Below are 11827 nucleotides of genomic sequence, written 5' to 3'. Positions count from 1 at the left end.
TTGCCCAGTCGTCCTAAAAACAAAAAGCCCCTAAAAAGGGCTTAAAAGAGGTCTCTTTTTTGCTGTTCAAGGGCTTGCGCAACGGTTACCAATGTTGTAACCAGTTTTTACAATTCACTTAATTCGTTAATTTCATATAACTTAAATTCAACATCCATTTCTTTTAAATATTCTTCAACAGTTTGCACAAATCCAGCTTGTTTTCTCCAGACATTTATTGAATCCACATTTTTAATAGGCCAAAGGAAATATATCCATTCACCTTTCCTATTGGCTTGTCCTTTTATCTGAGTTCCGTAAATCTGTTCAAGCCCTTGTTCCATTAAATTTCTATCTTCCATCATTGCTAAAGAAGTTTGAGAGATGTCTCCATTTTTTGTGGCTTCTCTAATCAGTGGAAGATATTTGTTTATTTTATTCGAGTGTTGAATTACATAAAATATAGCTTTATTAGCAGGTTCTCCAACAAGTGATTTACTTGGATATCCGAATTTGTCTATAATGTTTTCAACTTCAACTATATTGATGCTGTCAATTTTACGCATTAAGTTGAACTTTCTATTTCCGTCTATATCATTTTCAGATAAGTTCATTTGAGTGAGTAGTTCAGTTTTTCTTTTATCAGATAAGTTTCCGTTTACAATTTCTCTTATTCCTTGGTCTTTTATTAAAATGGATTCAAGTGTGCTTTTTAATTCAAGGTTAATGTTTTCCTTTTCAGAATTGTCTTTTTTGTCAATTCTGTTACAAGAAATTAATGTTAAAAGGGTTAAGAAAATTATTCTAAAGGATTTCATTTTTCTCCAATTATGTATAACGTTCCGGTTATGATTTCGTTGAGGTATTATCCGCAAAATCATTCCGCTGAAATCTAACCATGGCTTTAAGTTAAGGATTTCCGTTTAGGATATCCAACCTCTATGAATTATAGCCATGTTACCTGTAGTTTTTATTCCACTATTTTTTTTAATATTTCTGCTATATTTGGTTCAATTTCTCCATTGAATATCAGTTCAGATGCTTTTTTGTGAGTCAGCATCTGATAAAAAACACAGGCGTTTAAAAATGCTCCGTATTTGTTTGGATGAATGTTGTCCTCATATACATCGATATCTTGGTGTTCAGTTAGAATCTCATAAATTTTATTGACATTATCGGATGTTGTGAGTTCGTATTTTTCAGCAACTGAATCATACGCTTTATTAATAAATGCAATTTCCTGTTCTAAACTCTCTATTTCAGGTGAGCAATACTTGTCATTCTCTAAAGAATGATTAATTGCCCATTTAGAATAGCAATATTGTTTCGGGTATTCTTTTTTTGAAGGCCAAGTTTTAAACAAAATAAACTTGCAATCTTGATTTGAAATACGATTCTTTATTTCTGCAATGGCAGTTTCAACTTTAAATTCTTTAGCCTCTGGTATTAAAAGTCTTACAGTTCCTTCTTGAAGTATTATAAAATCCCATTCCTTTTCGGATAGCTTAATTTCTGTTTCTGTTCTTTCACCAATTTCTTTTTTCCGAGTGCTGATTCCATTTTCAGTTCGTGATTCAATTATGTTGTTCAAATGTCCATCCAATGACATACCAGGTAATGTACTATGTTCAATGCTGAAATTTGAGGTAGTCTCATTTAGCATTTTTTGTAATGTTTCTGGCATATCGTAGTAATAGGTCAAACTATTTCCAATGAAGAGAACATTTATTTTTTCAGTTCCCTTTGTATCTTGAGATTTACATTTAACAGAGACAAGAATAAAAAATATGAGCAGAATGTTTTTCATAAATTACAGGTAGCGGTGAGTATAATCGTAGTAGCGGGTTTAGTAAACAGAACCTTCCATTTGTGCAGATATTGGCTTAAAAACAAAACGGTCAGGGTATGTGCCCCAGCCGCTATTGCGTTTATACCATGTTATGCCACGTTGATAAAATATATTGATATCAGAATAGTGCTCAACACCCCTAATAACAAGTACCAAATGTTTTTTTTTGGGATACTATTTTCTCTTGTCTTAAAGAGAGTAATGAGACTTATAACAATCATTCCTATTAGAATTGTTAATCTTAAATTCCATTCAATATCTAACCTCTTTATGAAAATAAGGTATATTGTTAGTAATATAAGCGGAATAAATTTAGCAGCCTTAGTCATTACAATCATTATTTGGTTTTCTATTCCTTATATAAACTTATATAACCCAGCAGCTAAAATTACTAAAAGCAATCTTTGAACCCAAATATTAATATTATTGAATAGCGGACTTTGACCTCCGAAAAAAGTTCCAATTAAATACCCAACATTAATTATTCCAGCTATTAAGAATAGATAATTTGTGATTTTTTCCATTATATTTTTTATTTATTTCTGTTTGTTTGTTAATGAAAGGCAACGGTTTGGCTATGAAAAGTTCGGGGTTGAAAAGCGCTAGTCTTCAATTTGGCAGGAACCCAAACGAACCATTTTTGAATTTGTTTATTGTTGGAAATCAATTTACAAAATTGTGAGTGTTGTTGTTAGAAAATCACTTTCGTCTAAAACATCAGTCCGCATTACTTATTGGCGTTGTTGTACGTCGTATTTATCTCGTTTCGAACTTGAAAGAAACTGTTTTCCATCTATTTCCGAAGATTTTGTCTTTTTCCATTGTCCAATCCGCACCCATTGCTGCTACTAGATAAATATCTTTAATATTAAGTCCAAAATCTTCATTGAATTTTCCTTCTTTTAATTCGATAATTCTGCCTAATTTTTGTCCAGTTAATTCAGAAAACTTTTTCGCTTTTAGCTTAGCTTTTTTTACTAATTTTTCGAAAAGTCTTTCTTCCCACGAATCGTTTTCATTGAATGTTATTTGTCCAACATTACCTGTTATGAAATCAAATTTTTTCAAATCGGCGGTAAGATTATCTATTTCGCTAGATTTTAATAGACTAATGGAAAAGCCTAAGTTCCAAATTCCAGAATAACCATTTATTTGGTATTTCTCTTCGTTCAATGGTCGAAAGTCATAGTTCTTAGATTTAAGGAAACTTTCTAATTCCTCCAGTTTTGACCTAATTTCTTTTTTTTTTGATTCTGTTATTCCAGTTGAACTTTCACTATAATCGGCGAAACTGTCATAGTTTATTTTTACTTGATATTCAAATTGGATTGGCTTCAAATGAATAGAATCTTTCACTTCTATTTCAATGAATCCAGTTTGTGCTAACCCTAAACGACTAAGAAGGATAATGAAATAAAATAGTTTTCTCATAATTTTAACGATATGGCGTATAACAACCAAGTATCCGTCATTTTACGAATACCTCTTTTGTATAAAACTACTAAATTTTAAAGCGGTAAAAAATGCATTTTTACAACTTTAGGTTTTGGTAAACAACTGTTACTGTCTAGCCTCAATTTGTAATTGTTTTCTAATATAGTCGTTTAATTGAACCCTAGGTATTCCTAGGTACTTTTCAATAGCTTTATAGTAGTCCTCATCAGTTTTACCACTAGACATAAATTTTGTGAGTAAACCCCAACCTCCCTTATCTACTATTTTTTTTACTATCAACCCCCCTATTACATAATGATAAGCGGTTTCGTTATCCAAATTTTTTAGTAGAAGCATTTGGTTTAGGTCTATCTCTGTATGTTGCTGTAAATAGCGGTTTGTTTTTTTTATATGCCAATCCAAGCTTTTTCCACGACTCCCACCCAATAGTGTGGCTATGCCTTCGGAAGCCCAAAAATGCATTTTTGGAAAGTGCCCATCTATCTGAACATGAAAAGCTTCGTGCGGATAGTATTCTCCTAAACCTCCGCAATACACTTTATCGTCAGTAGCTTTACCCCTTGGTTTTGAGGGGCCGCCCATTCCTAGATAATAATCTAAGCCTTTTAGTTTTTGGATTTCATCGTATTCATCAGCAAGGTAGTATTCAAATGGTTTTGGTTGTATACCAAAGTGCGTACAAGTTTTATTTACAAAATCGTTGAGTTTTTTAGCCTTATCGTAATTAAATTGATGAGATGTTGGGTAGTAAAAATCCACAATGCCAACGGTTGTACATTGCCAAGTCTGTTTATTAATGGTCAAGGCATTAAATAGTTTAAACGTTCCATTTTCTTTTTTTGCAAAATAGTTGACTATTGCTAAAACATAAGGGCTACCATTTTCTTTGCAATACGAAAACTGTGCTTTAATTTGATAGGTTCCGTTTATGGATGTTAAACTTAAAATATGAACGGGAAACCCCATGTAAAGTGAAGGTTGAAATTCACGCTCCAAGAAGTCAAAATTTGTATGTTTCTCTTGTTCTTCAAAATTCCAATATGGGTTTTTTTCTTTGTTCTGGGGATTAGAAGCTAAGTAGTTTTCAAAGAGCTTAAGAACCTCATTAGCTTCTGCATCTGCTGCATCTACCACGTAGTTGTAAGTCACTTTTTGTCCTAAAGCGTAGGCACTTAAAAAAAGAAAAAGTATAATTTTAAGTTGTTTCATGCTGCAGTTTGTAATGTGGTAAGTGTTGTGGAATTTTACGTAGTGAAAATTCCGTCTTAAAACTAAAGGTTACTTAAAAAATAGGATTTGCATTGGAGCAAATTTAACGCAAGTGAATTAGGGTATAAGTGTGTAGCACTAGCTTTTATTTTAGTAATTCGGCCTGTTGCCTCACAAATTCTATATAAATCTTATTCTTATAATCAAACCATTGGTTTCTAAAGTCAGACGCATCGATTAAATTTTTATAATTCCTAAAGGGTTTAGGCTTGGTCAATGCTAATAACAACTTGCTTTTAAAAAGGGAATCTTCCAAGGATTTGGCAAAATCTTCCATTACCTTGAAACTTTGGTTTGCATCCATTTTTTTAAATCGAATATAATTTTCGTTTTCACTATCAATTCTTTGGATGACATCGGTCCAATGTTCGGGCTCAAAATAAGGATGGTTCACATCTGGATGGTATTCAATTTGTCCGGTTAGAAGATGATAAAAACAATCCATACCGGTATCTAGAAGTTCACTAATTTCTTTTAAATTTTCTTCGCTCAATTTCATCTTTTGACATGTTGGCGGACTTTCTAAATATACACAAACCTTTCGATTAAGTATTTATTAGCTATTTTTTATACACCGTGTCACCTGCTTTTTTCTATTAAATTTTCAAAATCTGGGATTAGCCCTGAGCCTTTATTTCCAACTATTTTAGATAGTCCAAATTCAGAAAATTCAATAACCTTTTTCTTATCTCCTAATTTGTCATTTATTCTCGCTAAAAGTAAGGCAGTTCTTAGAGGTGATATTTTAAAAAGAATCTTTGTATTACCATTCTCAATATCTTCCGGTGTGAATTTTTCGCAAATATCTTCCCAATTGTAAAACTGGTTGAAGTATTCTTGTCCACTTGAAGATATTAGGTGCTTTAACTCATCAAACAGGAGATTAGATTCGTTTTCAGTTTTAGGAAAATCCCACCAGTAATCACTTTCATCATTAGGGTTCAGTCGAGTTCTGATATCCATATCCCAAGTCTTCATTTTTGAAAACTCCTTTTCCACCTTTAATGGGATGAAGTCAAAATGAACTCCAATTTCTACGCAAAACTTTCCTCCAGCACTTGATGGTTGGACAGTAAATGCCTGAACAATATTTACTATGTGTCTTGTATAGTCAAATCCAGTCCCTTTCCATTCGTTATCTCGAAGAAACGGAGCTAGTTCCTTAGTTACTATTTTCTTAAAATCAGCTGACTTCATTTTTATCGGAATTGCAGGTAACGTCTCGAATAACGCAAGTTGCGGCTTGGATATTTGAATTTTTCCGTTAAACTCTATTTTAAAAGGTAGTCAAAAATGGCATTTTTGAAAGGTATTCCGCAATTTGTGTTATTCATTGTTGGTTGCAGTTTTTTTACTTTTAGATTCTTTCTCCTTCTCATCCTCCTCCTTAATCTGCATTATTAAATTGGAAAGTTCTTCTGTAAGTTTTTTAGCAGTTTCCTTTATTTTCTTTTTTGATTCTGGGTCAGTAATAAATCCATCTTCCTTTTCTTGAAACTTGTTATCTAATAATCCAGCTACGTGAATCTCCGCCATAATTCCATAAACAGTATTAGTAAAAACTCCCCGAGGTCGAATTTCTCCAGGTGTGTAAAAATTACTTTTGAGAAGATTAATCCTTTGCCTCACTGACTCTGTTTCAAAACTAAGAGATTCATAAGAGTGTCCGAAGTCATTTCTTATTTTTCTTATTGTGTGCAAATCAGTCAGAGAGGTTTTACTAATAAAACCTAAAGAATAGGATAGGTTTATCTTCGAAGAAAATGTGCCAAGGGGACCAGAAAATTCGAATAATGATTTTAAATGTTTATTTGAGCCAACTAACTTCTTTTTTAGCATTCTTTCAAGTTCAAAATCTAAATAAGAAGTAGCCACTAAGCAACATCCTCTATCAGTTTCATTGTTCAATTCATTCCGTACTTTCTTTAAAGTTGAAATATTTTCTTCTCTTTCCTTTTGTTGTTCAGTCGTAAACAATTTTAATTCTTTTATCTTGGGTTATGTGAAATTGCAACCAACAACCAAATATCCGTCATTTAACGAATACCTCTTTCGTATAAAACTACTAAATTTTATGTTGGCAAACGCTCCTTTTTTTAGTTACGGTTTTGATACATCATAGTAGTTTCCCACTTCAATAGCTTTTTGTAGATAGTAACATGCAGAAAAATAATGGTGGCTGGGGCAAAGGCGGGGATAAAGCAGTAGGGGAAGGTGGTAAGAATATCCACCCCCATGGTACCTGTTTCTATATTCCATTTGGTCAATAACACCGCCGTAAAAGAGGTAGCAAGGATATCTAACAGGCCAAAGGTGTTCCAAATATAAGTTAAGCGCTTGGCATACCTTTTCTGTTGTTTTATAGCTTTAGCTACATAAAGGGAACACAATGCGGTTATAATATCTCCCGTGCCAGCAATAAGCGCAAACGTTTTGGGTAGCGTGTCCAAGGCCCAAAGCACAAGAAAAAAACCTCCAATTAATCTAAAAATGTGCAATTGTACCCAAGCAGCTAAGGGCGTGTTTTGTACTAGTTTTTTATAAAATGTGGTTTGATGGATTACTACAAGGTAAAAAGCTAAAAGTGGTAGGGTAGTTAATACAATGATTTTGGGAGGTAAGCTTACCACACTAAAATACCCGTTGTATTGTAGTAGGAGCACGCCTAAAAGAAAAAAGAGATAAAACAACAGTACCAATATGCCATTAGTTGTACTGCTAAAGTTGCGTATGAGCTTTACTATTAAGAATAACGGAACCAAAAACGCAATTAAAAATAAAATGCTTAGCCCCAACGGAACTTGGTCTGTAATCATGGTTAAGGTGTTTTTACAATTTCTTTTCTTATTCTACTTAAAGACGTATCCGTAATACCTAAATAGGTAGCCAAATGTTTTAAGGGGGCATGTTGCAGCAACGCTGGTTGCTGCTGCATTAAACGCAAATACCTATCCTTTGCGGGTTCTGCAATTACTGCTAGGGAATGGTTTTTTAGCTCAAAATAGCTGTTAACTAATCGGGTACGGCCCACTTCTCTAAAGGCTTCAATATGAAATAACTTCATGAAATTAGTAAAGGTGATACGCCACGCTTTGCCTTCTGTAAGCGCTACTATGCGCTCTTTACAGGGCTGTTTTAAAAAGTAGGCATTCCAGTCGATTACAATATCCAGTGGACAGAAAAATTTAGTGGTAATATCATTACCGTGGGTATCGTATATAGAAGACCGTAAATAACCGCTTTCCAAGAAATAATAGTAATTGGCGGGTTTACCACTCTCAATCAAGGTGTCATTTTTAGCAAAGTCGACTTCCGTAAATTGTTCGGTGATTAGTTGTAAATCTGCTACGGAAAAATTCTCGGGTTTAAAAATTTGATGCAAGAAACAGTGAGTATCCATTTACACACCAAATTGTTTAAAATGATGGTCTAAATGTTTATACTCCAATTGTCCCCATTGGTCTTTGGTAAAAGCGCCAAAAAGTGGGTGCGGATTCCATGTTTCTCTTGTTTTTACTTCGTGGCAATCGGTTATTAGCGCTTTTAGCTTTTCAATTTCCGTAGTAAAATCTTTCTCCTCTTTAGCTTTGAGTTCTGGCGCCGTTGGTAGATTTTTACGCCAGGGTTTATCATTATACAAGGATTTTTTAAAAAACCATCGAACTAAAAAATTACCGTTCACCTTAGTCTTTTTATTCGTTACCGCTAGTTGTAGCGGGTATTGGCAATGCCAAGCCATTTGTGCGGCACTCATTTTACCCCAACCACGAGGGGAATCTGGGGTGAGTTTATCGGCTCTAGCCATTAGTTCTTCGTAAGCTTCGGTATCAAAAATAGATTTCATAAGGTGTTGGTATTTAGAGCTTCAAATTACAAAATAGCGATAAATTATCTGGGCAAAAATTAAATTTCGGTTATATTTAGCCCATGCAAGAAAAAGCACAATCGTTTTCCATAAAACACTGGTCAGACGATGATAAGCCTAGAGAAAAATTAATAGCTAAAGGAAGAACAGCACTCTCAGACGCAGAACTGATAGCCATACTTATTGGTTCTGGGAGTAGGGAAGAGTCTGCCGTAGAATTGTCTAAACGTATTTTAGCGGTTGCGGATAACAATCTAAACGAACTGGGAAAACTCAGCATAAAACAACTGATGCAATTTAAAGGGATTGGCGAAGCTAAGGCCATTAGTATTGCTGCAGCTTTGGAAATAGGGCGTAGACGTAGGGGAGAAGCAGCAGCAAAAATTACCAAAATTACCTGTAGTAAAGATGTGTTTGAATTGTTGCAACCATTGCTGGGCGATTTACCTCATGAAGAGTTTTGGATTATTTACCTAAACAACAGTAATAAAGTATTGTTTAAAGAGCAGTTAAGTAAAGGCGGCATTACTGGAACCTTGGTAGATGTACGGTTGGTCATGAAAAATGCCTTGGAGCAAGGTGCAGTGGGTCTTATTCTAGCGCACAATCATCCCTCGGGCACATTAAAAGCCAGCACTGCAGATAAGCAAATTACCCAAAAATTAAAATCGGCTGCCGAGGTGTTAGACATAAAAGTATTGGATCATTTAATCATAACTCAAACCGCTTATTTTAGTTTTGCAGACGAAGGGGTGTTGTAATACCTACCATGACTTTGCTACCTTTGTAATTAATCTAGAAATAACTGACCAATGCCTAAAAAAGCACTTTTAGTGATAGACATGCAAAAGGCATCTTTTACGGTAGAAACACCCCGTTTAGATGAAGCTGGCGTGGTAAAAAGAATAAACACCTTAGCTGCTAAGTTTAGAGAAGAAGAAAATCTAGTAATCATAATTCAGCATGATGGTGGGTTAGGTGGTGCTTATGAAAAAAATTCTAATTCGTGGGAGAATTTAGATGCCTTACAAACCAAACCAACCGATATTTTTTTAGACAAAACAGCTAACGATGCATTTTACAATACCGCTTTAGAATCTCTTCTTAAAGAAAAGGGTGTAAAAGAAGTGTGTATAACCGGCTGTGCAACAGATTTTTGTGTAGCTTCTACGTTACAATCTACTTTAATTAAAGATTTTAACGTAGTGGCCGTGGCAGATGGGCACACTACGGGCAATAGGCCAAACCTTACTGCGGAGCAAGTAGTAGCACATTATAATTGGGTGTGGCAAGACATGATACCTACCAAGGGTAGCGTAGTGGTAAAAACGGTAGCGGAACTAACAGCCGAGTAGGCGCGTATTATTTTCTAGAAAGGCTAATCTTCTTTCTCAATAATCTTTAATGTACCTTAGCACTCTATGCTATTGATTTATACCCATAAAATAACCAAACGGTTTACCTATACCATGAATCAGGTTTTGGGTAGAATCTTGGGTTTGGAAGTTGGTTTTACCACTAAGGTAGAAGACTTTATAAAGCATAAAGAGCCTAAAATCACTTACACTAAGCAGCCCTTACAGAATGAACTTTTTATACGCAGCAATGACTTATTGTTTGAGCAAGGGATTAACGATATTGAAATAAAGGTGCAGGATTGGGAAGGGGTTCCCTGTTTTTTTGAATCGGGAGAAAAGAGCGGTTTACCTTTTGATATTTTCTCTGCTAGTTTTTATTTGTTGAGTAGATACGAAGAGTATTTACCCCATGTTAAGGATTCGTTGGGGCGTTTTCCACCAGAAACCAGTATCGCATTTCAACATCAATTTTTAGATAAACCAGTTGTAGATATTTGGGCATTTCGGTTTTTAGCTGTTCTCAAAGAAAAGTTTCCAGAACTAGAGAATAAACAAAGAATCTACGCTTTTACGAGTATTATTAATGTAACCACTTCTCATATTTATGCTATGCGTGGATTGGGAAGAAGCATTGGTGGTATGGTCAAAGATTTATCTAAATTTCAATTGCGTAGATTAGGAAAACGTATGGCGGTTTGGATCAACCCTAAAAAAGACCCCTATGATAATTTTGACCGTCTTATGGAGATTCATAAAGAGGTCAAGGGCATAAAAACCATGTTCTTTTTTCAGTTTGCGGAATATTCTGAGCACGATAAGAATATTTCCATTCATCGTAGTAAGTTTAGATACTTAATTAAATCGGTTGCGGATTACAGTGTGGTTTCTTTAAGTGCTTCTATGGCAGCTGGCGCAGAGTTGAAGGTGTTAAAAGAAGAGAAAGCAAGATTAAGTCAACTTATACATCGCCCTATAAAATATGCCAGAATGCGCTATAATAGGGTGCTGGTGCCACATACCTACAGAGAATTAATAGAAGCAGAGTTTACAGATGATTTCTCTATGGGGTATACCCATCACCTTGGTTTTAGAGCCGGAACATGCACACCATTCCATTTTTATGATATTAATTTAGAAGTACAACAACCCATTAAAGTGCATCCTTTTGCGGTATCGGACTATGCTTTACGTAAATACAAAAAACAAGATGAAGTAATACAACGCTTAGACCAAATGTACCAACAAGTAAAACAAGTAAGGGGTAATTTTACTGTGGTATTTTCTAATGAATTGTTTGGAGAAAGACAACGTGTACCTTGGTTGCGCTTGTATCAGAATATATTAAAACGCTATTATGTTTAAAGGCATTGTTACCGATGTTTTTTTTGATTTAGACCATACCCTGTGGGATTTTGAAAAGAACTCCGAACTTACATTTCAACATATATTTAAGGAGCATAATATACCAGTAGACTTAACCGTATTTCTACAGGCCTATGTGCCTATAAATTTTGAAATGTGGAAGCTATTTAGAGAAGAAAAAGTAGCTAAAGAAGAATTACGTTACCAACGCTTAAAGAAAACTTTTGATGCTGTAGGATATAATGCTACAGACAAAGAAATAGATTTACTTTCCGAAGGCTACATAGAACATTTATCCTCTTTTAACCACACCTTTCCAGGAGTGCAAGAAGTTTTAGACTATTTAAAACCTAATTACAAGTTGCATATTATCACTAACGGGTTTGGACAGGTTCAAGCTAAGAAATTACGAAATGCTAATATTCAAGATTTTTTTGATGTGGTAGTTAATTCAGAAATGGCAGGTGTTAAAAAGCCTAATCCAAAAATTTTTAAAATGGCTTTAGATATGGCTAAGGTTGCTCCAGCAAACGCTTTAATGATTGGGGATAATCTAGAGGCGGACATTCTGGGCGCCAAAGATTTAGGATTCCATACCCTACATTTTAACAGCAATGGCGAAGAGGAGCATCAGATTTGTGATATCATTTACAAACTAGAAGAAATAAAAACTTATTTATAGAGTTATAG

At 34.5% G+C, this 11827-nt stretch carries 14 protein-coding genes; 4 read left to right on the top strand and 10 right to left on the bottom strand.

Going from position 1 to position 11827, the window contains the following annotated elements; genetic code table 11:
- Window positions 1-107: 107 nt before the first annotated feature.
- The 10 genes from FBT53_RS11085 to FBT53_RS11040 form a co-directional block, all read right to left on the bottom strand.
- Entirely contained in the window at window positions 108-797 is a 690-nt protein-coding gene (locus FBT53_RS11085; RefSeq protein WP_136951256.1) for a DUF6624 domain-containing protein, read from the bottom strand.
- A 152-nt stretch (window positions 798-949) separates the two neighbouring features.
- Window positions 950-1786, bottom strand: a complete 837-nt coding sequence (locus tag FBT53_RS11080) for a DUF4886 domain-containing protein (protein ID WP_136951255.1) — start codon at window positions 1784-1786, stop codon at window positions 950-952.
- A 798-nt stretch (window positions 1787-2584) separates the two neighbouring features.
- The gene (locus FBT53_RS11075) at window positions 2585-3259 is read right to left on the bottom strand and encodes a hypothetical protein (RefSeq protein WP_136951254.1); all 675 of its coding nucleotides are present in this window, start codon (window positions 3257-3259) and stop codon (window positions 2585-2587) included.
- A 129-nt stretch (window positions 3260-3388) separates the two neighbouring features.
- Window positions 3389-4492, bottom strand: coding sequence for a hypothetical protein (locus FBT53_RS11070; RefSeq protein ID WP_136951253.1), 1104 nt, complete (start codon window positions 4490-4492; stop codon window positions 3389-3391).
- Window positions 4493-4637: 145 nt separating this feature from the next.
- Complete coding sequence (locus FBT53_RS11065) at window positions 4638-5051, bottom strand: UPF0158 family protein (RefSeq protein ID WP_136951252.1); 414 nt, start codon at window positions 5049-5051, stop codon at window positions 4638-4640.
- An 80-nt stretch (window positions 5052-5131) separates the two neighbouring features.
- Window positions 5132-5749 carry a DUF4304 domain-containing protein gene (locus FBT53_RS11060; protein WP_136951251.1) on the bottom strand — a complete coding sequence of 206 codons (618 nt, stop codon included), beginning with the start codon at window positions 5747-5749 and terminating at the stop codon, window positions 5132-5134.
- 129 nt (window positions 5750-5878) lie between these two features.
- Window positions 5879-6529 carry an MltR family transcriptional regulator gene (locus FBT53_RS11055; RefSeq protein ID WP_136951250.1) on the bottom strand — a complete coding sequence of 217 codons (651 nt, stop codon included), beginning with the start codon at window positions 6527-6529 and terminating at the stop codon, window positions 5879-5881.
- A 119-nt stretch (window positions 6530-6648) separates the two neighbouring features.
- Window positions 6649-7368, bottom strand: coding sequence for a hypothetical protein (locus tag FBT53_RS11050; RefSeq protein WP_136951249.1), 720 nt, complete (start codon window positions 7366-7368; stop codon window positions 6649-6651).
- 2 nt (window positions 7369-7370) lie between these two features.
- A complete protein-coding gene (locus FBT53_RS11045; RefSeq protein WP_136951248.1) occupies window positions 7371-7952 on the bottom strand; it encodes a Crp/Fnr family transcriptional regulator in 582 nt (193 codons plus the stop codon).
- Window positions 7953-8396, bottom strand: a complete 444-nt coding sequence (locus tag FBT53_RS11040; protein WP_136951247.1) for a DUF1569 domain-containing protein — start codon at window positions 8394-8396, stop codon at window positions 7953-7955.
- Between the two features lie 83 nt (window positions 8397-8479).
- Between FBT53_RS11040 and radC the strand changes: the two genes are divergently transcribed.
- The 4 genes from radC to FBT53_RS11020 all read left to right on the top strand — a co-directional run bounded on the left by radC (window position 8480) and on the right by FBT53_RS11020 (window position 11819).
- Entirely contained in the window at window positions 8480-9178 is a 699-nt protein-coding gene (gene radC / locus FBT53_RS11035; RefSeq protein WP_136951246.1) for a DNA repair protein RadC, read from the top strand.
- A 51-nt stretch (window positions 9179-9229) separates the two neighbouring features.
- Window positions 9230-9772 (top strand): isochorismatase family protein, encoded by a 543-nt coding sequence (locus tag FBT53_RS11030; RefSeq protein WP_136951245.1) that lies wholly within the window; start codon window positions 9230-9232, stop codon window positions 9770-9772.
- 114 nt (window positions 9773-9886) lie between these two features.
- Entirely contained in the window at window positions 9887-11137 is a 1251-nt protein-coding gene (locus tag FBT53_RS11025) for a polysaccharide deacetylase family protein (protein WP_370323917.1), read from the top strand.
- The gene (locus FBT53_RS11020; protein WP_136951243.1) at window positions 11130-11819 is read left to right on the top strand and encodes a YjjG family noncanonical pyrimidine nucleotidase; all 690 of its coding nucleotides are present in this window, start codon (window positions 11130-11132) and stop codon (window positions 11817-11819) included. Before FBT53_RS11025 ends, FBT53_RS11020 begins: the two co-directional genes overlap by 8 nt.
- The last annotated feature ends 8 nt before the right edge of the window (window positions 11820-11827 follow it).

This window comes from Flavobacterium sp. ASW18X, from assembly GCF_005144745.1.
In the GTDB taxonomy this organism is placed as follows: Bacteria; Bacteroidota; Bacteroidia; order Flavobacteriales; family Flavobacteriaceae; genus Croceivirga.
Note: the sequence above shows the minus strand (reverse complement) of the source record. Positions and strands in the feature narration are given on the sequence as shown.